We start from the raw sequence: 22481 nt of genomic DNA on the forward strand, positions 1-22481 counted from the left end.
CGAGGAGACGAGATATGAGCAACCTGCTCGATAGATTGAACTTTTTCCAGTCCAGCGAACTGGAGCAATTTTCCAATGGTCACGGCCAGGTCACGCGCGAAAACCGCGACTGGGAGGACACGTATCGCAACCGCTGGCGGCACGACAAAATCGTGCGCTCGACGCATGGTGTGAACTGCACCGGGTCGTGTAGCTGGAAGATCTACGTGAAATCCGGGATCGTCACTTGGGAGACGCAACAGACCGATTATCCGCGCACTCGCCCCGGCTTGCCCAACCATGAACCGCGCGGTTGCTCGCGCGGGGCAAGCTATAGCTGGTATCTTTATAGTGCGGCACGTCTCAAGCACCCGATGGTGCGCGGTCGCCTGATGCGGATGTGGCGCGAGAAGCGCAAGACATTGGCCCCGATTGCGGCCTGGGAGGCGATCCAAAGCGATCCGATCCTGCGTGCGGAATACACCAAGACCCGCGGCAAGGGCGGGTTCGTGCGCGCAAGCTGGGATGAGGCGACCGAAATCGCCGCCGCCGCCAACGCCTACACCGCCAAGAAATACGGCCCCGACCGGGTGTTCGGGTTCTCACCGATCCCGGCAATGTCGATGGTGTCTTATGCGGCGGGCGCGCGTTATCTGTCGCTGATGGGCGGCTCGGTGCTGTCGTTTTACGACTGGTATTGCGACCTACCGCCAGCCAGCCCGCAGACTTGGGGCGAGCAGACCGACGTGCCGGAATCAGCCGATTGGTTCAACGCGGGCTTCTTGCTGATCTGGGGGTCGAACGTGCCTCAGACCCGCACGCCGGACGCGCATTTCTACACCGAAGCGCGTTATCGCGGCACCAAGTCAGCGGTGATCTGCCCCGACTATTCCGAAGCGTCGAAATTCGGCGATATCTGGCTGAACCCGAAACAGGGCACCGATAGCGCGCTGGCGATGGCAATGGGCCATGTGATCTTGCGTGAGTATCACCTTGATCGTCAGACCGAGTATTTCGAAGATTACGTGCGGCGCTATTCCGACATGCCGATGCTGGTGGTGTTGGACAAAAAAGGTGACCGGCTTATCCCCGGCAAGCAATTGCGCGCCTCTGATCTGGCAGACGGGCTGGGCGAGGCGAACAATCCCGAATGGAAAACGGTCGCCTATGATGAGACCAGCGGCCAGATGATTGCGCCCAATGGCTCGATCGGGTTTCGCTGGGGCGAAGAGGGCAAGTGGAACCTTGAGGAGCGTGCGGATAAAGCCAACGTAAAGTTGCAGCTCAGCCAAATTCTTGAGGGCCAACACGATGCCGTCGTCGGCGTCGATTTCCCCTATTTCGGCGGCGCGGCCAGCGAGAACTTTGTCAAATGCGAACACCCCGAGGTGCTGACTCGCAATGTGCCTGTGCGCCGCGTCACGTTGGCGGATGGCCGCGAGGCGATGGTGGCCACGGTGTTCGACCTGCTTTGCGCCAATTACGGTCTGGACCGTGGCTTGGGAGGCAAATGGGTCAGCCATGATTTCAACGAGGATCTCCCTTACACCCCGAAATGGGCCGAGAAGATCACCGGCGTAAAGGCCGAAAAGATCATCGCCGTCGCGCGTGAATTCGCGGGCAACGCCGAGAAGACAAATGGCAAGTCGATGGTGATCCTTGGGGCCGGTATCAACCACTGGTATCACATGGACATGGCCTATCGCGGCATCATCAACATGCTGGTGATGTGCGGTTGTGTTGGCCAGGAAGGTGGCGGCTGGAGCCACTATGTGGGTCAGGAAAAGCTGCGCCCGCAGACGGGTTGGTTGCCGCTGGCCTTCGCGCTGGATTGGTCACGCCCGCCGCGCCAGATGAACGGCACTTCGGCGTTTTACGCCCATTCCGATCAGTGGCGTTATGAGACGTTGAGCGCGAGTGAAATCCTCTCGCCGACCGCGCCTGAGGGCGATTGGAACATCTCGCTGATCGATTACAACGTGCGCGCAGAACGCATGGGCTGGCTGCCCTCGGCACCCCAGCTCAAGACCAACCCGCTAGAGGTTGCGAAGGCTGCGAAAGCCGCGGGTGTCGATCCCAAAGAGTATGTGGTCGACAAGCTGAAATCGGGCGAATTGCAGATGTCGTGCGAAGACCCGGATGCGCCCGAGAACTGGATGCGCAACCTTTATGTCTGGCGTTCCAACTTGCTGGGGTCCTCCGGCAAGGGACACGAATATTTCGTGAAACACCTGCTGGGCACCGATAGTGGCATCATGGGCAAGGATCTGGGCGAAGAAGGCCGCGCCAAGCCCAAAGAGGTCGCTTGGCACGACAAGGCCCCCGAGGGGAAACTGGACCTGCTGGTGTGCATCGACTTCCGGATGTCCACCACGGCGGTCTATTCCGATGTCGTGCTGCCCACGGCAAGCTGGTATGAGAAGAACGACCTCAACACCTCGGATATGCACCCGTTTATTCACCCGCTTCAGGCGGCGGTGGACCCGGCCTACGAGTCGAAATCGGATTGGGAAATCTTCAAGGCGATCGCCAAGAAGTTCCAAGAGGTTTCGAAAGGTGTGCTCGGTGTTGAGACCGATATCGTTCAGGCCCCGATCCTGCATGACACGGCGGGCGAGTTGGCCCAGTCCGACGTGCTGGATTGGAAGAAGGGCGAGTGTGAGATGCTGCCGGGCAAAACCGCGCCCAATTATGTCACGGTCGAACGCGACTATACCGCGATCTATGACCGCTACATCGCCGTTGGCCCGTTGCTCGACAAGCTGGGCAATGGCGGCAAGGGCATCGGCTGGGATACCAAGCACGAGGTCGAAGAACTGCGCCAACTCAACGGTGTCTGGGAGGATGGTCCCGCGAAAGGCTGCCCCAAGATTGTTACCGATATTGATGCAGCTGAAATGATCTTGATGCTCGCGCCCGAGACCAATGGCGACGTTGCCGTGAAAGCGTGGGGAGAGCTTGAGAAACCCACGGGTCGTGAACACGCCCATCTTGCGAAGGGGCAGGAACACGTCAAGATCCGGTTCCGCGACATCGCCGCTCAGCCGCGCAAGATCATCTCGTCACCGACATGGTCAGGCATCGAGAGCGACGAGGTCTGCTATAATGCTGGTTATACCAACGTGCATGAGCTGATCCCGTGGCGCACCCTGTCGGGTCGCCAGCAACTGTATCAGGATCACCTGTGGATGCGCGCGTTTGGTGAGGGTTTCGTGTCTTATCGCCCGCCGGTTGATCTGAAAACGGTGACCAAGGACGTGATCGACGGCGATGAAAAGCATGTCGTGCTGAACTTCATCACGCCGCACCAGAAATGGGGCATCCACTCGACCTATACCGACAACCTGCTGATGCTGACGCTGAACCGTGGCGGGCCGGTGGTCTGGATTTCGGAAATCGATGCCGCCAAGGCGGGAATTGTCGATAACGACTGGATCGAGGCCTACAACGCCAACGGTGCGCTGACGGCGCGGGCGGTGGTGTCGCAGCGGATCAAGGAAGGCTCGGTCTTCATGTATCACGCGCAAGAAAAGATCATGAATACGCCGGGATCGCAGAAGACCGGGCTGCGTGGGGGGATCCACAACTCGGTCACCCGCACCACGCTCAAACCGACCCACATGATCGGCGGCTATGCCCAGCTTTCCTATGGCTTCAACTACTATGGCACCGTCGGCGCCAACCGCGACGAATTCGTCATCGTCCGCAAAATGCACAAAGTCGACTGGCTTGACGAGCCCGCTACCCAGGAGGCGGCCCAATGAGAGTACGCGCACAAATCGGCATGGTGCTGAACCTCGATAAATGCATCGGGTGCCACACCTGCTCTGTGACCTGCAAGAACGTCTGGACCAGCCGCGATGGCGTTGAATACGCGTGGTTCAACAACGTGGAAACCAAGCCCGGGCTTGGCTATCCGACCGATTGGGAGAACCAGAAACGCTGGAATGGCGGCTGGAAACGCACCCGCAGCGGCAAGTTGATCCCGCGGCAGGGCTCGAAATGGCGGATCGTGGCGAATATCTTTGCCAACCCCGATCTGCCTGAAATCGACGACTATTATGAACCGTTCGATTTCGACTACGAGCATCTGGCCAACGCCCCCGAAATGAAGGCGTTTCCGACCGCGCGCCCGCGTTCCAAGATCACCGGCGAGCGGATGGAGAAGATCGAGAAGGGGCCGAACTGGGAAGAAATTCTGGGTGGCGAATTTTCCAAACGCTCGGGGGATTACAACTTCGAGGGCATCCAAAAAGAGATCTACGGAGAATACGAAAACACCTTCATGATGTATTTGCCGCGCCTGTGTGAGCATTGCCTCAACCCGGCTTGCGCGGCGTCCTGTCCTTCCGGCGCGATCTACAAGCGCGAGGAAGATGGCATCGTGCTGATCGACCAAGAGAAATGCCGTGGCTGGCGGATGTGTGTGTCCGGCTGCCCCTACAAGAAGGTCTATTACAACTGGTCGACTGGCAAATCCGAGAAATGCACGCTGTGCTATCCGCGCATTGAATCGGGCAATCCGACCGTGTGCTCGGAAACCTGCGTCGGGCGCATCCGCTATCTTGGCGTGATGTTGTATGACGCCGACAAGATCGAAGAAGCGGCCAACGCACCTGAAGAGAACCAACTCTACAACGCGCAGCTCGGGGTGTTCCTTGATCCCAGCGATCCGGTGGTGATCGAGGCGGCGCGTGCCGATGGTGTGCCCGAAGAGTGGATCAAATCCGCCCAAGCCAGCCCGATCTGGAAGATGGCGATGGACTGGAAGGTCGCCTTCCCGCTGCATCCCGAATATCGCACGCTGCCGATGGTTTGGTATATCCCGCCGCTCTCGCCGATCCAGAACGCGGCAGAGGCTGGGGCGATCGGCATGGATGGGGCGATGCCCGATGTGCGCAACCTGCGCATCCCGCTGCGCTACCTCGCCAATATGCTGACGGCGGGCGACGAAGAGCCGATTGCCACTGCGCTTGAACGGATGCTGGCGATGCGCGCCTATATGCGTGCCAAGACCGTGGATGGGGTGATCGACGAAGGGATCGCCGCGCGTGTCGGGCTATCTCCGGCGATGATCGAGGACATGTATAAAATCATGGCGCTTGCCGATTACGAGGATCGCTTCGTGATCCCGACCACGCATCGCGAACAGGTCGAGGTCGCCTATGACATTCGCACCGGCGAGGGCTTTACCGATTGCAACAGCTGCTCGACGGGGATGTCGAAAGGCTCGCTGTTTGGCGGCCAGAAACGACCGCTGAAAATGCCCCAGGAGGTGCAATGATGGACGCCGTTTTACAAGATCGCACACTCAAGGCGCTGTCGCTTTTGCTGTGCTACCCCACGGCCGAGTTGCAAGGCGCGATGTCGGAAATCGGCGGTGTTTTGGCCGCCGAGACCCGGCTGACCGCAGCGGCGCGCAGGGATTTGCGCCCACTGGTCGATGCCCTCGCGACGCGCGATCTCTTTGATCTGGAGGAAGAGTTCGTGATGCTGTTCGATCGCTCGAAAAGCTTGTCGCTCAACCTCTTTGAGCATGTTCACGGTGAAAGCCGTGATCGCGGCGGCGCGATGGTCGATCTGCTGGAAACCTACCGCGCCGCTGGCTTTGAACCGGCAACGACCGAGTTGCCCGACCACCTGCCAGTGCTGCTGGAATTCCTTGCGACCCGCGCCGCCGGGGAGGCGCGCGATATGCTGGCGGATGCGGCCCATATCTTGGCCGCAGTGGCGCAGCGCCTTGAGCAACGGCAAAGCACTTATGCCGGAGTCTTTACGGCATTGGTGCAGCTTGCCAAGGCTGAGGTCGACGAAGACGCGGTTGCCGAGATTCTCGCGCGGCCTGATCCGGACCCGACCGATCTGGAGGCGCTCGACAAGATTTGGGAAGAGACCGAAGTCACCTTTGGCCCCGATCCGAATTCAGGCTGCCCGCAGGTGCGCGACATGCTTGCGCAGATGGACACACCCAAACCCCGCCCGGCCGATACCGCGGCTGAATAACGGAGGCTCAGATGAATACGTTTCTCTTCTTGATCTATCCCTATATCGCGTTGTCGGTGCTGTTTCTCGGCTCGATCGCGCGCTATGACCGTGACCCTTTCACCTGGAAAAGCTCATCGAGCCAGTTGCTGCGCGGCAAACAGTTCCGAATCGGCTCGATCCTGTTCCATGTCGGCATCCTGACGATCTTTTTTGGCCATCTCGTAGGGCTTTTCACGCCGCTGCCATTGCTTGCCGCCTTGGGTGTCAGTCACGAAGCCAAGCAGATCCTTGCGATGGTTGTCGGGGGTGTTGCGGGTCTCGCGGCGATCATTGGCGGTGCCATGCTGTTTCACCGTCGCTGGACCGATCCGCGCATTCGTATCAACTCTTCGTTTGCCGATATCGCCATCTTGGGGCTGTTGCTGGCGCAGCTGCTTTTGGGGCTGTTCACGATCTTTATCTCCGCGCAGCATCTTGATGGCGAAGAAATGGTCAAGTTCATGCATTGGGCGCAGGGCATTGTGATCTTTCACCCCGTTCCTGTGGATCAGATTTCCAGCGTGTCGATTATCTTCAAGCTGCATATCTTCATGGGGTTGACGATCTTCCTGCTGGTCCCGTTTACGCGGCTCGTTCATATCGCCTCGGGGTTCTTTGCGCCGATGCGTTATTTCTTGCGCCCGGGCTATCAAATCGTGCGGTCGCGTCGCACCAAACCGCTGCCGCCGCGCTCTGACTCGGATATCACGCAAGCGCGTATTGCGGCGGCCAAACGGCCCTCAGCGGCGGAGTAAAGCCATGAACAAGCCACTGTTTCCCGATGTCGTGGTGAATGGTCAGATCATTCCCTCGACCGCGATTGCCGCCGAAACCCAGAACCACGAGGGGCCGCGCGATAAGCCCGGCATCGCGTGGCGCAAGGCGGCCAATGCGCTGGCAGTGCGCGCGCTGCTACTTCAAGAGGCGGCGCGGCGCGGGATCGATCCCGATCCCCAAGAGGTCGGCCCCGGTCAGACCGAAACCGAGGACGAGGCGCTGATCCGCGGTCTTCTGGAGGCGGCAATTGACGTGCCCGCCCCCGACGAAGACACGATCCGCCTTGAATGGGAGCGCGACCCAACGCGCTTTCGTGCGCCCCCGCTGTGGGAGGCGGCCCATATTCTGGTGGCCTGCGATCCGCGCCACGAGGACATCCGTGACATTGCTGAAAAGCGTGCGCGCGATCTGGCGGCAAAGGTCATCGCCAAACCCAAAAGCTTTGCGCATGTGGCGAAGGAAAACAGTGATTGTTCTTCGCGCGGCGAAGGCGGGTTTTTGGGGCAGCTTGGGCCGGGCGATACCGTGCCCGAATTCGAGGCAGTGCTGCGCCGCCTGAACGTGGGCGAAATCACCGCCGAGCCGGTTCTTAGTCGCTTTGGCTGGCATATCATCCGTCTTGATGCCGCAGCCGAGGGCGTGCCGTTGCCCTATGACGCGGTGCGTCCGCGCATTGCCGAGGCGATGGAAAAGGCCGCCTGGACTGTTGGCGCGCGCGATTTCATTGCTGAATTGGCCGCCGCAGCCGAAATTTCGGGTGCAGAATTGCGCACGGGGTGAGGCATGCTGAGTGACCTGTTCTCGCGCAACCGCGTTTGGTCGCAACAGCGAAAAGCCGAGGAGCCGGGCTATTTTGATCGCCTTGCTTCTCGGCAAAACCCGGAATTTTTCTGGATCGGTTGTTCGGATAGTCGGGTGCCTGCAAATGTCGTGGCGGGGCTTGATCCGGGCGAGGTGTTCGTGCAGCGCAATGTCGCCAATATCGTTCACTCCAGCGACATGAACCTGCTCAGCGCGCTGGAGTTTGCGGTTGAATCGCTGCATATCCGTGAGGTCATTGTGTGTGGCCATTACGGGTGCGGAGGCGTGCGCGCGGCCACTGAGGACATGCTGGGCGGGTTGACCGATCACTGGCTGGAACCGATCCGACGCTTGGCGCGGGCTTACGCGATTGATCTTGGGCAGCTGCCCGATATCGAGGCGCGCCGCGATCGCTTGGCCGAGCTGAACGTGGTCGAGGGTGTGCGCCGTATCGCCGAAACCCCGATCCTGCAACGCGCTTGGGCGGCGGGTCACGGGGTCAAGGTGCACGGGCTGATTTACGGGCTCAAGGACGGGGTGCTGAGCGATCTTGACTGCACGATCACCCGCGCGAGCGTCTTCTCGGATGCGCCAGAGGGCTGAGCGGATGCCGCGATGCGAAAAATGGAAAGGACGCCTGTGATGTTTCCGATTGCAACGGTCAGTTGCCCCGGCAGAGGTGACGCGGATTTGCTGCTCAGCCGGTTTGCGCAGCATTTGATCGCTTCAGGGTTGCGGGTCTGTGGCACGGTTCAGATCAATACCGAACGCGCGAAATCGCATGCCTGCGACATGGATATTCAGGTGCTGCCTGATGGGCCAGTGTTGCGGATCTCGCAGGCGCTTGGGGCTGGGTCGCGTGGCTGCCGGCTTAATCCGGCCGCACTGGAAACGGCTGTGCATGCGGTCTCTGACAGGCTTGAGGGGGCGGATGTTCTCATCATTAATAAATTTGGGAAGATGGAGGCCGAGGGACGTGGGTTTCGCGCGGTTATGGCCGAAGCGGTGGCGTTGGGCATTCCGATCTTGACCGGATTGAATGGGCTGAACGAGGCCGCATTCGCGCAGTTTGCAGATGGTTATGCGCAAGCATTAGCCCCTGAGATGGGCGCGCTGTGTCATTGGCTCGACGGCTTCCAGGCGATAGCGATTTCGGAGGGGCGCACAGAGCAGATGACGATTTAACGGCTGAAACTGGATCAAATCTGACCTGATCGCGGATCACTCTCACGCATCGTCCGTTAGCCGTTTCGGTGCAATTGTTCGCGGGCCTCTTAACGCGTGCAATATAACCACGCCCTGTTTGTCAGTCGCAGGCCTTCACCCCCTCAACGCAATCTCTACATCAAAGCTCCCCTTGACATTCAGATTGGATTTCGCCACTTAGTAAGTGAGTAATAACTAACTAGTGGAGGGCGGTACCCCATGCTCGTGCGCAAGTCCGCAAATGAACGCAAATCTGAGATCGTGACCGCCATGCTGCGCCTTGCAGATGAATTAGGCCCCGACCGTCTGACCACGCAATCCGTCGCCGATGCTGTCGGTGTTACGCAGCCCGCGATCTTTCGCCATTTCGCGACCAAGCAAGACCTGTGGCTGGCAGTGGCCGAGATGATTTCAGATCACCTGACCACGGCGTGGGCCGAGGCGTTGGTGTCGTCCGACGATCCGATATCGCGCATCAAAGCTTTGATCCTCGTGCAGTTGCGCCAGATCGAGGCGATGCCCGCCATTCCATCGATTCTGTTTTCGCGCGAACTGCAGGTTGAGAACGACAGTTTGCGCACTTCAGTTCAGGGGTTGATGACCCAACTGATTGGGTTGCTGCAAACTGAACTGCTTGCGGGGCAGGCGGCGGGTGTCTTCAATCCTGCTTTGTCGCCCAAGGATGGGGCGCTTTTGCTGATTTCTTTGGTGCAGGGCCTGACGATCCGCTGGACGTTGGGAAAACGCGATTTCGCCTTGGTACCAGAGGGGCGGCGCTTGCTGGATGCGCAGTTGGGCCTTTTGCGAAACACACAAGCTGAGGTGTCCCAATGACGCGTCGCAGGATTTTAGGGCTCGCGATTGCCGCAGTCCTCGTTTTCGCCGGATGGTTCATCTTGACCGAACGCCCGATCAGCGTCACTGCCGCCAATGTCGAAAAAGACGTGCCCGTGCGGGTCTACGGCTTGGGCACGATTGAGGCGCGGATCGTTTCGGATTTGGGCTTTGAGGTGGGCGCAGCATTGACCCAGCTTTACGCCGATAATGGGGATAGCGTCGCAGCCGGACAAGTTCTGGCCCGTCTGAGCTCCGAGGAACAACAAGCGAGAGTTGCGCGCGCAGAGGCCGCAGTCGCGGCGGCTGCCGCCACGCTTGGCAAGGCGGAGGCGAATGAGATCCGCGCACGCGCGATCCTCACTCAGCGCGAGGCGACGAATGCGCGTCAGCAGGCCCTAGTTGGACGCAGCACAGTTTCGACCCAAGCCGCCGAGGAGTCACAAAGCGATGTGGCGGTGGCGGCAGCCGATTTGACGGTCGCGCAAAGCGACATCGAAGTCGCGCGCTCGTTGCTTAATGACGCCAAAGCTGCCCTGCAATACGAACGGGTGTTGCTTGATCAACACGAGCTACGGGCCCCCTTCGATGGGGTCGTCGTCGAACGTCATGCCGAGGCGGGAACCGTGGTCAATGCCGGTGAGCCGATCTTTACCTTGATGGATCCTGCAACCGTTTGGACGCTCGCCTATGTGGATGAGGCCCGCGCCGGGGCGCTGGCCATCGGACAAAGCGCTGACGTGCGGTTGCGTTCGCTGCCCCATCAGGTGTTTCACGGAAAAATCGCGCGGATCGGTATCGAAAGCGACCGTGTGAACGAAGAACGCCGGGTCTGGATCTCATGTGAGCAATGTCCCACGCAAGTCTTTCTCGGAGAGCAGGCAGAAGTGCAGATCACGGTTGCCAAACTGGCCGAGGCATTGCTGATCCCTGAGATCGCGATAACCGGGTTTGACGGCGACACCGGGCGTCTCTGGATTGCGCAAGATGGCCGCGCGCATCAGGTGAGCGCCAGCTTCGGACACCGCACCGAGGATGCGCGCGTCGAGTTGCTCAGCGAACTCCCCGAGGGCGCACGCGCCATCATAAGACCGCTCAAAGGCTTGTCAGAGGGCCGCTTGGTGCGCGTCGCTGAAGGGGATGCGTCATGAACCTTGCGTATCGTGACGTGCGTCACAACCTTTTCCGTTTCGTTCTGACCTGTTTGGGGCTGAGCCTTTTGATGGCGGTCGTGCTGGCAATGATCGGCATCTACAACGGTCTGGTTGCAGATGCGCTCAATATCGTGAAGGCACCCAAAGCGGATCTTTGGGTCGTTGAGGCTGGCACGCAGGGGCCGTTTGCCGAGGCGTCCAGTATTCCCAGTGAAACACGCAATGCCATTGCGCGACTGCATGGCGTGGCGGCGGCGGGCAGTCTGACCTATCAGACCGTCGAGGCACCCTTCCGGGGGGACACGTTGCGGCTTTATGTCATTGGGTATGAGCCAGGTTATCCCGGCGGCCCCGAGGTCATTTCTGAGGGGCGATCGATTGAGAAGTCTCATTTCGAGATCGTCGCCGATGACAAATCCGGCCTGAAGGTGGGCGATGTGATCCGGCTGGGGCGGAACCCGTTTACTGTGGTCGGGCTGGTCAAAGACACGATGAATTCAGGGGGCGATCCGGCAGTGTTCATCACGTTGCGTGATGCGCAGGTGCTGCAAACGCAACTGGCCCCTGCTGCGCAACGCGTGCAGGTCGCGCGCGATCAGGGCGTTTTCAAAACGCAAGACAATGTCGCGGCGGTCATTGCCAAGTTGGAACCCGACGCAGACCCCCAAGCCGTGGCGCAAACAGTGCGTCAGTGGAAACATCTCTCGGCGCTGACCCAAGGCGATCAGGAATCCATTTTGCTGCTCTCTGTGGTGGACCGCGCAAAGCGTCAGATCGGCTTGTTTCTGGGTATTCTTCTGACGGTTTCAGCCGTGGTGATTGCGCTGATTATTTACACCATGACGATGGAAAAGCTCAAACAAATCGCGACGTTGAAGCTGATAGGAGCGCCTGATCGCACCATCGTGGGCTTGATCGTGCAGCAATCTGTGGCGCTTGGCGCGGTCGGCTGGAGCTTTGGCTTGGTCCTCATATTGCTTGTCAAAGACTACTTTCCACGCCGCGTCGTGCTGGAACCGATCAACGCTGCGGCCCTTGCCGGAATCATTCTGGTGGTATGCATCGCGGCAAGTGGCCTTGGCGTGCGTGCCGCGCTTAAGGTTGATCCGGCAACGGCGATCGGAGGGTAGGGGGATGACCGTGGATACGCGCCGCGTGATCGTTAATGTTGCGAATGTCTCCAAGCACTATGGCGAAGGTGATGCACGTGTTGACGCTTTGAAAAGTGTTGATCTGTCGGTGCATGCGGGCGAGGTGGTGGCGCTGCTGGGGCCTTCGGGATCGGGCAAGACGACGCTGTTGAATATCATCGGCTGCATCATCGACCCGAGTGCGGGCAAGGTCATTCTGGATGACGAGCTGGTGTATGATGACCGTTGGCTGCGCGGAGATTTGCGCAAGCTTCGGCTCGACAAGATCGGGTTTATCTTTCAGTTCCACAATTTGCTGCCCTTCCTGCACGCGCAAGACAACGTGGCTCTGGTGTTGAAGCTGGCGGGCAAATCCTCAGCCGAGGCCCAAAGGCGCGCCCTTGAATTGCTCGACTATCTGGAGGTGGGACATCGCAAGGATGCCATGCCAGCCCTTCTGTCAGGCGGCGAGGCGCAACGCGTGGCGATCGCGCGTGCCTTGGCCAATAGCCCGCGCATCATTCTGGCCGATGAGCCCACGGCCGCACTTGACAGCAAGCGCGCGGGAATCGTGATGGATTTGCTGCGCAAACTTGCCGCCGAGCATTATGCCTGCATCATCGCCGTGACCCATGACGAGAAGATCTACGACCGTTTTGACAAGGTCTTCCATCTGCGTGATGGGCAGCTTGACCGGGGGGAGGCGATGTGAAGATAGTATCAATCTCAGACACCTCCCCCCTCAAAGTCGAGGTAGGCGTCTTGCGGTCCTTTCAGCATCCTCAGGACGTGGCTGTCGCAACGGATAGTGGGCGTTCATGACTGTCGTTGTTGGGTGGTCGAACCACGCTGCTTTGAATTTGCACGGCATCGTCCTGCCACACGAAATCCCAAGGCGACGAGGGAGTTATCCCTTTTCGACGTCATCTTACCCTATTCCCGGCCGCCGGCCGCCGGCCGCTGGATTTTCGTTGGTTTCCTTCCCGCGTGTCGGAATGGTCCGTCTTGGAGCGGTCTTTTTCTGACAAGAACACGGCCTCAACACCCAATCGATCAGCCAGGTCGCGCCCTGCGGCCTCGCCCAGGACCATGAACGCGCTGGCCAGTGCATCGGCCTCGACGCAGCTTGGTGCCAGAACGGTAACCGAGGCGGGGCCGTCGATCAGCGGCGCGCCGCGCGCGGGGTCCATCGTGTGGCCCAACCGCTGCGCACCGACCTGCACCCAGTGGCGGTAGTCGCCCGAGGTCGCAATCGCCGTGTCGCACAGTTCAAAGACGGAATGCATGGCGCGGATGTCCGGGTCGGGACGTTCCAGCGCCACGCTCCAGCCGCGCCCCTTGGGGCCATTCCCAAGCGCGCGCAATTCGCCGTCGATCGCGGCCAGCGCGTTGGGAATGCCCTGCGCGCCCAGCACCTCGGTCAACCGGTCCACACCATAGCCCTTGGCGATGCCCGACAGATCCAGCGTCATCTCGCCATGTTTGCGTGCGCGCAGATTGGCGCAATCCAACTCCAGCGTGGTGAAACTTGGCTGGCGTTTGCGCGCCAATGCGGCGCGGATTGCCTGCGCGTCTGCCGGGGCGGGGCCAAAGCCCCACGCGGCAATTGCATCGCCCATCGCGATCTCGAATGCGCCATCGCTGAGCCGCCCGATCTGTAGCGCCGTGTCCAGAACCGCCAACAGTTGCGCGGGCAGGTCCACCCATGACCCAAGGGGGGCCGCGTTCAGGCGCATCAGATCGCTCTCAGCGCGCCATGTCGACATTTGCGCATCGACCTGCGCAACCGCCTGCTGCAGCGCGTCTTGCAGCCCATCGCGATCCTCGGGGGCTGCAGGCAGCACGACCGACCAGCGCGTGCCCATCGTGGCACCGTTCAGCGCAAATCGGTCTTTAGTAGACGTCTTCGGCATATCGTCCCTCGGCTTTGAGAGTGGCGGGGCTTTGCCCGCTCGCGGACAGCATTTCGGCTAGGGTTTCGCGCACGCCCGCCGCCATTTCGCGCCCACCGCACACCATAATCTGCGCGCCGCCCGTCAGCAGTTGCAGTATGCGCCCGGCGTTGATTTTTAGGCTGTCTTGCACATAGTGGTGCGGCTCTTGGCGGGAATAGGCGGTTGTCAGGGTCGCAAGCTGCCCCGCGCTCTGCCAGTTGAGCAGTTCCTCATCATAAAGCAGATCGCTGGTTGGCGTGCGTGCGCCAAAGAACAGATGCATCGGGCGGCGCTTGTGATTGGCGCGCACGAATCCGGCCAAGGGGCCAATCCCGGTGCCCGCGCCGATCAAGATCACGGGGGCGCGTCCGGGGGCGGGGCGGAAATCGGGGTTGCGGCGCAAGAAGGCGGCGACACTCTCGCCCGAGGTCATCGTCGTCAACTGCCCCGAGCACAGCCCGCCCTCATGCTGGCGCACGCAAATCTCGATGAACCCATCCGCGCGCGATGACGCCAGCGAATAAAACCGTGGCACGGTCGAGCCTTGCGGCACAATGCCCAACAGATCGCCCGCCTCGAACCGGGCAAACCCCTGAGAGGTCAGGCGTTGCCACAGGCTGCGCGGGGGCAGGGCAAAGCGCAGAATGGCGGTGGGGGCGCCCACGGCCTTGCCGTAATCGCGCCGCTGGATCAGGCGCAGCGCCTCGGTGCGCGGTACTTCGGGAAGATGCGACAGCTCAAGCGGCAGACCAAGGGCCGCGCCAAGATCATGCCCCCAACGCGCGAAATCTTGCGGCGATTGGCGGTCCACCGTGGCCAAGGGGAGAAACTCGGGCCAGCCGATATCTTGCGCCGCGCGCGCCAAATCCTGCGCAAAGCCGCAAAACTGCGGAAAAGAGCGATCGCCAAAGCCCAGGATGGTGAGCGGCGCGTGCGGGGCTGCAGGCAATGCGCGGATCCGCTCGATCACGCCGCGTGCCGCACTTGGGGGGGCGCCCTCGCCATAGGTTGCGGCCAAGATGATGAAGCGTTTGGCGTGGCTATAGCGTTTCGGGTCAAACTGGCTCAGCGGGGCGACGTGGACGCCCTGACGCTGCGCCTTGAGCGCGTCGCGCAGGGTGCGCGCAAACCCCCAGCTTGTGCCTCCTTCCGAGGCGACAAGCACGACCGTCTCGGCGCTGCCTGCGGCTGTGTTGCCCTTGATCCGGCTGGCCTTGCCGCGCTGTGCCAGCCATTGCACGACCCCTGTCAGCGCAAGCGTCGGCACGTTCAGCGCCATCAGGCCAAGGATCAGCCCCAGCACAGATGCGCCGCGCCCGGTGTGCAACAACATGATAATGTTGGAAATGCGCGTCCAGATGCCGGGCGTGGCCGAAGACAGCACCTTGCCCGTGCCCGGATCGACCAATGCGGTGCCACCATCCGTCTTGAGAGTATAGACATCGGTGGGATCACTGGGCGAGGGCAGCGAGAGTTTTTCCAGCGCGGAAACCTTTGTGCTTGCTAGGATCGGTATTTGCGCAACCGGCAGCGCGGTAACCCCCGGCGTGGCGCTGGCAAAACTGGGCAGCGCGCTGTCATCGGGGATCATCGAAAACGTCAGCGCGGTCAGCCAGAGCGCCGTCAGCGAGGACAGCACCAAGCCCCCGACCGCAAAGCGCGCCAGTTCCACATGGATGCGTCCGGGCCACGGGCCACGGGTGGGCCCGAACCAACGCCGCCAGCCGCCCATCCGGCGCGCCACCAGCGCCGCGCCCGACAGCGTCAGCACCAGCATTGCCACCGCGCCCGCCGCCGTTATCCACCGCCCGGCATTGCCCAGAAACAGCGAGCGATGCAGATCGGTCAGCCACAGCTCCACCCGCGACGGATCGGCTGACCCGGCATCCTTGCCCGTTGCCGGGTCGATTACGGCCGCACCCGGTGCACCTGCCTTGAACCAATAGGCCTCGATCTGGCCCGATGGCGTGCGCCGGATCTGCTCAAGCCCCGGATGATTGGCCGCGACCTGTTGGGTCAGCGCCGCGACCGTCAAATTCGCTGAAGCCTGAGGGGCGCTCAGATGATCAAGCGCGGGAAAGACCGAAAGCGCGGCCCCGCTGAGCGACACGACAATCACAAGCAGGGCCGCGATCAGACCGGGCCAGCGGTGGGTTAGACGCAACATGCGATATCCTCTGGGTCACTCGGTAATGGTCAGGCTCTTGATGTAGCGGCGCCCGCCAATGGCTTTGCCAAGATTGGCCTTGCTCAACGGCACCACGATTTCCTTGGGGCTTTCGGGCATGTTCTCGACCGCCGCATCGACATGCAGAACATAGCCCGCATCAAACAGCGCATCTTGTAGATCAAGCGTCACCTTGACCGAACGCCCGGAGCCGACCGAGGCCCCGGTAATGCCCGAAACTTGCGCGGCATCCCCGCCCGTTGCCTGATACCAGCCGCTGAGGTGGCGGTAGTAGCGCGCATTGCCTCCCGCCATCCACAGACTACCGACATAGGCCCCATTCGCGTTCGTCACATACATCGCGAAATAGGCGTTATTGCCATAATAGTCGGTCATCTGGGTGCTAAAGGTGACAGGGCGCGCAGAGGCGAGACCGGGCACGGTGAGCGCGGTTGTCAGCGCCAAAGTGGTCAACAGAGTTTTCATCGGTGTCTCCTGGCTGCGCGATCAGTTCGCTTGAACTTGCGGCGGGGTGGCGTTGTTGAACAAACCGTTCGCGGGCGGTGGCGCGGTGCCAGCGGGCGCGGGGTTCATGGCTTTGCTGCCCATGCCGCCGTCATCGTCATCTTCGTCGTCGTTTTCATCGTCGTGATGTTTCTTACGGCTCTTGAACCAGTGCTCGTCGCTATCGTTATCAGCGAGCACGATATGGGCGGCGGGCGCGTCGGTTTGTGCGCTGGCAATCGCGGCAGGGCTGGTTACGACCTGCGCAGAGCCGACCAGTGCAGACCCTACCAACGCAGCTGTGCTGGATGTCGATTGCATCAGCGTCGCCGTGCGCGTGACAGTGACATCAGGTGCAGGGATCGGGGCTGCGGACAATGCGCCAAAGACGCTTGTGCCAACAGCGGCGGTCAGGGCGAGAAGGGCAAATGCGGATTTCATGGACGATTTCCTTTGTCTGTGGCGTTTCCTTGGGCCGACCATGAGGGCTGAGTCTGATAGGAGCCTGAAGCGTTGCGCCGCAGCGCTTCAGGTTCGTGTCAGGTGGGCGCGTCGATCGCTAACTTGGGGGTGAATCGACGCGCCCTGCCCCGGGGAACGGGCCCGGGATCAGTCGTCGTCCTGGCGCTCTGGCTCCAAGACGCGCAACGTGCCGGGATCGAGGCGCAGCTCAACCCGGTTGCCTTTTGCGTCACGTGCTTTGACCTCGTAGCAGCCATCGTCGATCTTGATACGGCGTACTGTCAGGCCGCGCTTTTGCATCAGCGCATTGACCGCTGCTATCGGTTGCCAATCTGCCATCGGGACGCGGCAATCATGCTCAGAGGCCAGCGCAGCCGTGCCCATGCCCGTGGCAAGAACCAAGGGCAGGGCAAGACGACGAAGACGAAAAAGACGCGGCATGAAGGGCTCCGATTCAGGTCGGTTGACGCTGATGTGGCGCATGAAGCTGACGCCAACCTGAAGCGGGGGGGCGCGTCGGGTTCAGCTTGCGGTCAGCTTGGCACACGATAACCTGTAACGGCCGCTTGGAGAGTTGAATGCGCATTTTGCTAATCGAAGATGATAGCGTGCTTGGCTCTGCCGTGCGCGACCAGATCGCAGCCGATGGACATTCGGTCGATTGGATGAAGCGGCTCGATGAGGCGGGCGATGCGATGGCGGTGGCGGTCTTTGACCTTGTGCTGCTTGATCTGATGCTGCCCGACGGGCTCGGGATTGGCTTTCTGCGCAAGCTGCGTGCGCGTGGCGATGTCACCCCGGTGATCATCATGACCGCGCTTGATCAGGTGTCTGACCGGATCGACGGGCTGAATGCGGGCGCGGATGATTATCTGGTCAAACCCTTTGATTTGGAGGAACTTTCGGCCCGTATCGGTTCTGTTGCGCGCCGCTATGCGGGCAATCCCAACCCGACGATCACGCATGGCCCGCTTGAGATTGATCTGGCGGCGCGCACGATCTACCGCGATGGCAATCCGGTCGCGCTGACGGCGCGCGAATGGGTGCTGTTTGAGGCCTTTCTGAGCCGCCCTGACCAGTTATTGTCCAAAAAACAGCTTGAAGAGCGGTTCTATTCCTTTGACGCCGAGATCGAGAGCAACACCGTCGAGGTACATGTCAGCCGCCTGCGCAAGAAACTGGGGGCAGGTGTGATCGTGACCGAACGCGGGCTTGGCTATCGGTTGGGCCGACGATGAGGTGGCCGCACTCGCTCCAGATCAGGCTGGGTCTTGCGGTGGGGGTGGTTGTGACCCTGCTTTGGGTCGCGAGTGCGTTGGTGACAGCGCAGCTGATGCGCGGCGAGATGAACGAGGTGTTCGATTCTGCATTGCAAGAGACTGCGCAACGGATTTTGCCGCTTGCGGTTGGGCAAATCCTTGGCCGTGAGGGTGTGACGGGGGCGCAGACCGTGCCGATAGTTCGCCCCCATGAAGAGCATTTCACCTATGTCGTGCGCGATGCGTCGGGCACTGTTTTGCTGCAGTCGCATATGGCGCAGCCCGCGTTGTTTCCACCCTATTCGGGGCCCGGATTTTACGACACGCCCAAGCTGCGAATCTATTCCGATTCAGCGCTGCGCGGCAGCATCACGATCTCGGTCGCCGAACCGCGCACGCATCGCGATAACGCCGCGCATGAGGTGCAGATGGGTCTATTGGCACCGCTGGGGCTGATCATTCCGTTGTCGCTTGGGGCGATTGCGCTGGTGTTGGGGCTGGGCTTTACCCCGCTGCGCCGGTTCCGGTTACGCTTGGCGGCGCGTGGAGCGGCGGATCTTTCTGCGGTGGAGACCCGCGATCTGCCCGCCGAGGTGCAGCCTTTGGGCGAGACGCTGAACGCGCTGCTGGCCCGGCTGGATGCGGCGTTTCAGGCCGAACGCCATTTTGCGGCCAATGCCGCGCATGAGTTGCGCACGCCGCTGGCCGGGGCCATCGCGCAGACGCAGCGGCTGCGTTCAGAGACGACAGACCCCGCAAGCGCCGCGCGTGCTGGCGAGATTGAGGCCGGGTTAAAGCGGCTCACCCGGCTGTCCGAGGGGTTGATGCAACTGGCGCGCGCCGAGGGCGGCAAGCTGCGCAATGAGGATATGCGCGATCTGCGCCCGATCCTGCGCTTGATGGCCGATGATACTGCGCGTCTTGCTGGGGCGCCGCCGGTTCAGCTTGAGCTGCCCGAGACTGAGGTGCGCTCTGATCTTGATCCCGACATCTTCGGCATCTTGTGTCGCAACCTGATCGAGAACGCGCTGCGCCACGGCACGCCGGGCGCGCCGGTGGTGGTGCGCCTGACACAGGCTGGTCAGCTATCGGTTGAGAATGATTGTGACCCGCTGCCCGCCGAGGTGCTGGCCCAGCTTGGCAATCGGTTTGAGCGCGCCCCCGGATCGGGAGTTGGCAGCGGTTTGGGCCTTGCCATTGTGCACGCGATCATGGAGCGCGCGGGCGGCACATTTGATGTAAAATCGCCCGCGCCGGGGCGCGAGCGCGGCTTTGTTGCGCGCGCCGATCTGCCGCTGCGCCTGCACCACTAGATACGCGGGGTACAGGCGCTTGCGAGCCGTCTTATTTTGGCGCGCTTAGCTGATCCCGCCGATGCAGACGTTCTTGATTTCGAGGAAATCCTCGATCCCGTATTTTGAGCCTTCCCGGCCAAGACCGGATTGCTTGATGCCGCCAAACGGGGCGACCTCGGTTGAGATCAGGCCGGTATTCACCCCGACCATCCCGCTTTCCAAGGCTTCGGCCACGCGCCACACACGCGCCAGATCCCGGCTGTAGAAATACGAAGCAAGCCCGAATTCGCTGTCATTGGCCAGTGCGATCACTTCGCTTTCGGTCGTGAAGGGCACAAGGGCGGCCAGCGGGCCAAAGGTTTCCTCGTGACAGACGGACATGTCTCGGGTCACGTTGCGCATAACGGTCGGCGCAAAGAATGTGCCCCCCAAGTTAGAGCGCGTGCCCCCGGTTGTCACCTCGGCGCCTTTTGCCAAAGCATCCGAAATATGCGCTTCGACTTTCGCGACTGCGGCCTCGTTGATCAGGGGGCCGGTGGTTACGCCTTCGTCAAAGCCGTTGCCCACGGACAGATCGCGCACCTTGATTTTGAGCTTTTCGGCGAAGGCGTCATAGACCCCGGCCTGCACATAGATGCGGTTCGCGCAAACGCAGGTTTGCCCATTATTGCGGAACTTGGCGATCATTGCGCCTTCGACCGCCGCGTCCAGATCCGCGTCATCAAAGACGATGAAAGGCGCGTTGCCGCCCAGTTCCAACGACATTTTTTTGATTGTGCTGGCGCATTGCTCCATCAGGATTTTGCCAACGCGGGTGGAGCCGGTAAAGGTGATCTTGCGCACTTTGGGATTGGCGCAAAGCTCAAGGCCCACGCCCGAGGCGTCGGTTGATGGGATCACGTTGAACACACCGGCGGGAATGCCCGCGCGATGTGCCAGCACCGCCATTGCCAGCGCGGAAAGCGGGGTCAATTCAGAGGGCCGGGCCACAAAAGTGCAGCCTGCCGCCAGCGCCGGGCCAACTTTGCGCGCGATCATCGCATTGGGGAAGTTCCACGGCGTGATCGAGCCGACAACCCCCACGGGCTGCTTGAGCACCATGATGCGTTTATCGCGCTGGTGGCCGGGAATGACATCGCCATAAACGCGTTTGGCCTCTTCGGCGAACCATTCGATGAAGGACGCGCCATACAGGATCTCGCCGCGCGCCTCGGGCCAGGGCTTGCCCATCTCGGCCGTCAGGATCGTTGCCAGATCATCGGCGTTCTCGATTATCAGATCGTGCCAGCGCCGCAGGATCGCGCCACGCTCTTTGCCGGTCTGCGCCGCCCAAGCAGGGCCGGCGGCATAGGCGGCGTCAATCGCGCCCGCAGTCTCGGTCACCGACAGGTCGGTAACCTCCGCCACCAGCGCGCCGGTGGCAGGATCGTGAACGCCAAAGCGGGTATCGCCTGCGTGCCACGTGCCGTTCACATAGGCCCGCGTTTCCAGCAGCGAGGGGTCTTTCAGCGACAACGCACGCGGCGTGAGATCAAGCGTCATGTCAGGCACCTTTCACGGCGTCGATCGACGCTTCCAGAATATCCATGGCCTCGGCGAACACCTCATCAGGGATGGTGAGCGGTGCAAGGAAACGGATCACGTTGCCATACACACCGCAGGTCAACAGCACGAGCCCGCGCTCCAGCGCTTCGGCGCGAATGGCGTTGGCCATCTCGGGGTTGGGGGCAGAGCCATCTGCGGTGTTGAACTCGGCTGCGATCATGAAGCCGGGACCGCGCACATCGACGATTTCGGGCACCCGCGAACGGATCTCATTCAGCCGCTGTTTCAGGCGAGACCCCAGCGCGTTGGCGCGGTTGCACAGGTCTTCTTCCTCGATCACATCAAGCACGGCATTGGCCGCAGCGATGCCCAGCGGGTTGCCACCATAGGTGCCCCCCAGACCGCCCGGTTGCGCGGCATCCATAATCTCGGCGCGCCCGGTGACCGCCGCCAGCGGCAGACCGCCCGCAAGACCCTTGGCCATGGTCGTGAGGTCGGGCACCACGTCATAGCCCTCCATCGCGAACAGGTTGCCAGTGCGCGCAAAGCCGGTCTGGATTTCATCGGCAATCATCAGGATGCCATACTCGTCACATAGCGCACGCAGGGCGCGCATCAGTTCGGCCGGCGCGGGGTAGAAGCCGCCTTCGCCCTGAACGGGTTCCACAATGATTGCAGCCACGCGATCGGGGTCCAGATCAGCCTTGAACAGCTTTTGAATGCCCGAAAGCGTGTCTTCGGTGCTGGTTCCGTGCAGTTCAATCGGGAACGGGACGTGATACACATCGGGCATCATCGCACCGAAGTTTTTCTTATAGGGGGCAACCTTGCCGGTCAGGCTCATGCCCATGAACGTGCGGCCATGGAACGCACCGCCAAAGGCGATGATGGCGGGGCGGCGGGTGGCGGCGCGCGCGATCTTGATGGCATTCTCGACGGCCTCGGCACCGGTGGTCACGAAGACGGTCTTTTTCGCGAAGTCGCCCGGCACTTTTTCATTCAGCCGCTCGGCAAGCCGGATGTAGTTTTCATAGGGCAGGACCTGGTGGCAGGTATGGGTGAACGCCTCGGTCTGAGTGCGCACCGCTGCCATCACCTTGGGGTGGCAATGGCCTGTGTTGACCACGGCAATCCCGGCCGCAAAGTCGATATAGCGCCGACCTTCGACGTCCCAGACTTCTGACCCAGAGGCGCGTTCGACATAGATTTGAGTCTGCATTCCAACACCCACCGAAATGGCGGCATCGCGGCGTTTGGAAATCTCTGCGTTTTTCATCTGGTGGTTCCTCTGGGAAAGGCATGAGCGCCCGGTGAGTCGATCTTTGCACGATAAAGCGTCGAGGGAACTAAAATAGTCTGTTTCTTTTGTGCGCTAACTTGCTGTAATAATTGGGATGGAATTATTATGAT

The 22481-nt window shown here is 61.1% G+C and carries 20 protein-coding genes; 13 read left to right on the plus strand and 7 right to left on the minus strand.

Features of this window, described 5'->3' with window-relative positions; translation table 11 throughout:
- Nucleotides 1–14 precede the first annotated feature (14 nt).
- The 11 genes from AB4874_RS10455 to AB4874_RS10505 all read left to right on the plus strand — a co-directional run bounded on the left by AB4874_RS10455 (nucleotide 15) and on the right by AB4874_RS10505 (nucleotide 12617).
- The gene (locus tag AB4874_RS10455; RefSeq protein WP_368391939.1) at nucleotides 15–3743 is read left to right on the plus strand and encodes a nitrate reductase subunit alpha; all 3729 of its coding nucleotides are present in this window, start codon (nucleotides 15–17) and stop codon (nucleotides 3741–3743) included.
- Complete coding sequence (narH, locus tag AB4874_RS10460; RefSeq protein ID WP_368391940.1) at nucleotides 3740–5263, plus strand: nitrate reductase subunit beta; 1524 nt, start codon at nucleotides 3740–3742, stop codon at nucleotides 5261–5263. Before AB4874_RS10455 ends, narH begins: the two co-directional genes overlap by 4 nt.
- Nucleotides 5260–5982: a nitrate reductase molybdenum cofactor assembly chaperone gene (gene narJ, locus AB4874_RS10465; RefSeq protein ID WP_368391941.1), complete on the plus strand. Its 723-nt coding sequence runs from the start codon at nucleotides 5260–5262 to the stop codon at nucleotides 5980–5982. The genes narH and narJ overlap by 4 nt, the downstream gene beginning before the upstream one ends.
- An 11-nt stretch (nucleotides 5983–5993) precedes the next feature.
- On the plus strand, nucleotides 5994–6758 hold the full coding sequence (gene narI, locus AB4874_RS10470) for a respiratory nitrate reductase subunit gamma (protein ID WP_368391942.1): 765 nt from the start codon (nucleotides 5994–5996) through the stop codon (nucleotides 6756–6758).
- Nucleotides 6759–6762: 4 nt separating this feature from the next.
- Nucleotides 6763–7560, plus strand: a complete 798-nt coding sequence (locus AB4874_RS10475; protein WP_368391943.1) for a peptidylprolyl isomerase — start codon at nucleotides 6763–6765, stop codon at nucleotides 7558–7560.
- 3 nt (nucleotides 7561–7563) lie between these two features.
- On the plus strand, nucleotides 7564–8184 hold the full coding sequence (locus AB4874_RS10480) for a carbonic anhydrase (RefSeq protein ID WP_368391944.1): 621 nt from the start codon (nucleotides 7564–7566) through the stop codon (nucleotides 8182–8184).
- A gap of 39 nt (nucleotides 8185–8223) precedes the next feature.
- The gene (locus AB4874_RS10485) at nucleotides 8224–8766 is read left to right on the plus strand and encodes a DUF2478 domain-containing protein (protein WP_368391945.1); all 543 of its coding nucleotides are present in this window, start codon (nucleotides 8224–8226) and stop codon (nucleotides 8764–8766) included.
- 240 nt (nucleotides 8767–9006) lie between these two features.
- Nucleotides 9007–9621 (plus strand): TetR/AcrR family transcriptional regulator, encoded by a 615-nt coding sequence (locus AB4874_RS10490; protein WP_368391946.1) that lies wholly within the window; start codon nucleotides 9007–9009, stop codon nucleotides 9619–9621.
- Nucleotides 9618–10772, plus strand: a complete 1155-nt coding sequence (locus AB4874_RS10495; protein WP_368391947.1) for an efflux RND transporter periplasmic adaptor subunit — start codon at nucleotides 9618–9620, stop codon at nucleotides 10770–10772. Before AB4874_RS10490 ends, AB4874_RS10495 begins: the two co-directional genes overlap by 4 nt.
- Complete coding sequence (locus AB4874_RS10500; protein ID WP_368391948.1) at nucleotides 10769–11905, plus strand: ABC transporter permease; 1137 nt, start codon at nucleotides 10769–10771, stop codon at nucleotides 11903–11905. The genes AB4874_RS10495 and AB4874_RS10500 overlap by 4 nt, the downstream gene beginning before the upstream one ends.
- Nucleotides 11906–11909: 4 nt before the next feature.
- Entirely contained in the window at nucleotides 11910–12617 is a 708-nt protein-coding gene (locus tag AB4874_RS10505) for an ABC transporter ATP-binding protein (RefSeq protein ID WP_368391949.1), read from the plus strand.
- 211 nt (nucleotides 12618–12828) lie between these two features.
- Here AB4874_RS10505 and AB4874_RS10510 read toward each other — a convergent pair whose 3' ends face one another.
- The 5 genes from AB4874_RS10510 to AB4874_RS10530 form a co-directional block, all read right to left on the minus strand.
- A complete protein-coding gene (locus AB4874_RS10510; protein WP_368391950.1) occupies nucleotides 12829–13818 on the minus strand; it encodes an FAD:protein FMN transferase in 990 nt (329 codons plus the stop codon).
- Entirely contained in the window at nucleotides 13799–16006 is a 2208-nt protein-coding gene (locus AB4874_RS10515) for a PepSY domain-containing protein (protein WP_368391951.1), read from the minus strand. Before AB4874_RS10515 ends, AB4874_RS10510 begins: the two co-directional genes overlap by 20 nt.
- Nucleotides 16007–16021: 15 nt before the next feature.
- A complete protein-coding gene (locus tag AB4874_RS10520) occupies nucleotides 16022–16492 on the minus strand; it encodes a DUF2271 domain-containing protein (RefSeq protein WP_368391952.1) in 471 nt (156 codons plus the stop codon).
- Nucleotides 16493–16513: 21 nt separating this feature from the next.
- On the minus strand, nucleotides 16514–16951 hold the full coding sequence (locus tag AB4874_RS10525; protein ID WP_368391953.1) for a hypothetical protein: 438 nt from the start codon (nucleotides 16949–16951) through the stop codon (nucleotides 16514–16516).
- A 168-nt stretch (nucleotides 16952–17119) separates the two neighbouring features.
- Entirely contained in the window at nucleotides 17120–17413 is a 294-nt protein-coding gene (locus AB4874_RS10530; protein ID WP_295532998.1) for a PepSY domain-containing protein, read from the minus strand.
- A gap of 137 nt (nucleotides 17414–17550) precedes the next feature.
- On the opposite strand from AB4874_RS10530, the gene AB4874_RS10535 reads away from it, so the two are divergent.
- The gene (locus AB4874_RS10535) at nucleotides 17551–18210 is read left to right on the plus strand and encodes a response regulator transcription factor (protein ID WP_295532999.1); all 660 of its coding nucleotides are present in this window, start codon (nucleotides 17551–17553) and stop codon (nucleotides 18208–18210) included.
- Nucleotides 18207–19544, plus strand: coding sequence for an ATP-binding protein (locus tag AB4874_RS10540; protein WP_368391954.1), 1338 nt, complete (start codon nucleotides 18207–18209; stop codon nucleotides 19542–19544). The genes AB4874_RS10535 and AB4874_RS10540 overlap by 4 nt, the downstream gene beginning before the upstream one ends.
- A 45-nt stretch (nucleotides 19545–19589) precedes the next feature.
- Here the strand turns inward: AB4874_RS10540 and AB4874_RS10545 are convergent, their stop codons facing one another.
- A complete protein-coding gene (locus AB4874_RS10545) occupies nucleotides 19590–21068 on the minus strand; it encodes an NAD-dependent succinate-semialdehyde dehydrogenase (protein ID WP_368391955.1) in 1479 nt (492 codons plus the stop codon).
- A 1-nt stretch (nucleotide 21069) separates the two neighbouring features.
- Nucleotides 21070–22347, minus strand: a complete 1278-nt coding sequence (locus tag AB4874_RS10550) for a 4-aminobutyrate--2-oxoglutarate transaminase (protein WP_295533002.1) — start codon at nucleotides 22345–22347, stop codon at nucleotides 21070–21072.
- Nucleotides 22348–22481: the final 134 nt, after the last annotated feature.

Origin of the sequence: Thioclava arctica (genome assembly GCF_040892615.1) — a bacterium.
Lineage (GTDB): Bacteria > Pseudomonadota > Alphaproteobacteria > Rhodobacterales > Rhodobacteraceae > Thioclava > Thioclava arctica.

What these genes read in the sequence shown, in the direction of transcription:
- AB4874_RS10455 (WP_368391939.1), top strand. Translation starts at nt 15, where the DNA reads ATGAGCAACCTGCTCGATAGATTGAACTTTTTCCAGTCCAGCGAACTG.
- narH (WP_368391940.1), top strand. Translation starts at nt 3,740, where the DNA reads ATGAGAGTACGCGCACAAATCGGCATGGTGCTGAACCTCGATAAATGC.
- narJ (WP_368391941.1), top strand. Translation starts at nt 5,260, where the DNA reads ATGATGGACGCCGTTTTACAAGATCGCACACTCAAGGCGCTGTCGCTT.
- narI (WP_368391942.1), top strand. Translation starts at nt 5,994, where the DNA reads ATGAATACGTTTCTCTTCTTGATCTATCCCTATATCGCGTTGTCGGTG.
- AB4874_RS10475 (WP_368391943.1), top strand. Translation starts at nt 6,763, where the DNA reads ATGAACAAGCCACTGTTTCCCGATGTCGTGGTGAATGGTCAGATCATT.
- AB4874_RS10480 (WP_368391944.1), top strand. Translation starts at nt 7,564, where the DNA reads ATGCTGAGTGACCTGTTCTCGCGCAACCGCGTTTGGTCGCAACAGCGA.
- AB4874_RS10485 (WP_368391945.1), top strand. Translation starts at nt 8,224, where the DNA reads ATGTTTCCGATTGCAACGGTCAGTTGCCCCGGCAGAGGTGACGCGGAT.
- AB4874_RS10490 (WP_368391946.1), top strand. Translation starts at nt 9,007, where the DNA reads ATGCTCGTGCGCAAGTCCGCAAATGAACGCAAATCTGAGATCGTGACC.
- AB4874_RS10495 (WP_368391947.1), top strand. Translation starts at nt 9,618, where the DNA reads ATGACGCGTCGCAGGATTTTAGGGCTCGCGATTGCCGCAGTCCTCGTT.
- AB4874_RS10500 (WP_368391948.1), top strand. Translation starts at nt 10,769, where the DNA reads ATGAACCTTGCGTATCGTGACGTGCGTCACAACCTTTTCCGTTTCGTT.
- AB4874_RS10505 (WP_368391949.1), top strand. Translation starts at nt 11,910, where the DNA reads ATGACCGTGGATACGCGCCGCGTGATCGTTAATGTTGCGAATGTCTCC.
- AB4874_RS10510 (WP_368391950.1), bottom strand. Translation starts at nt 13,818, where the DNA reads ATGCCGAAGACGTCTACTAAAGACCGATTTGCGCTGAACGGTGCCACG.
- AB4874_RS10515 (WP_368391951.1), bottom strand. Translation starts at nt 16,006, where the DNA reads ATGTTGCGTCTAACCCACCGCTGGCCCGGTCTGATCGCGGCCCTGCTT.
- AB4874_RS10520 (WP_368391952.1), bottom strand. Translation starts at nt 16,492, where the DNA reads ATGAAAACTCTGTTGACCACTTTGGCGCTGACAACCGCGCTCACCGTG.
- AB4874_RS10525 (WP_368391953.1), bottom strand. Translation starts at nt 16,951, where the DNA reads ATGAAATCCGCATTTGCCCTTCTCGCCCTGACCGCCGCTGTTGGCACA.
- AB4874_RS10530 (WP_295532998.1), bottom strand. Translation starts at nt 17,413, where the DNA reads ATGCCGCGTCTTTTTCGTCTTCGTCGTCTTGCCCTGCCCTTGGTTCTT.
- AB4874_RS10535 (WP_295532999.1), top strand. Translation starts at nt 17,551, where the DNA reads ATGCGCATTTTGCTAATCGAAGATGATAGCGTGCTTGGCTCTGCCGTG.
- AB4874_RS10540 (WP_368391954.1), top strand. Translation starts at nt 18,207, where the DNA reads ATGAGGTGGCCGCACTCGCTCCAGATCAGGCTGGGTCTTGCGGTGGGG.
- AB4874_RS10545 (WP_368391955.1), bottom strand. Translation starts at nt 21,068, where the DNA reads ATGACGCTTGATCTCACGCCGCGTGCGTTGTCGCTGAAAGACCCCTCG.
- AB4874_RS10550 (WP_295533002.1), bottom strand. Translation starts at nt 22,347, where the DNA reads ATGAAAAACGCAGAGATTTCCAAACGCCGCGATGCCGCCATTTCGGTG.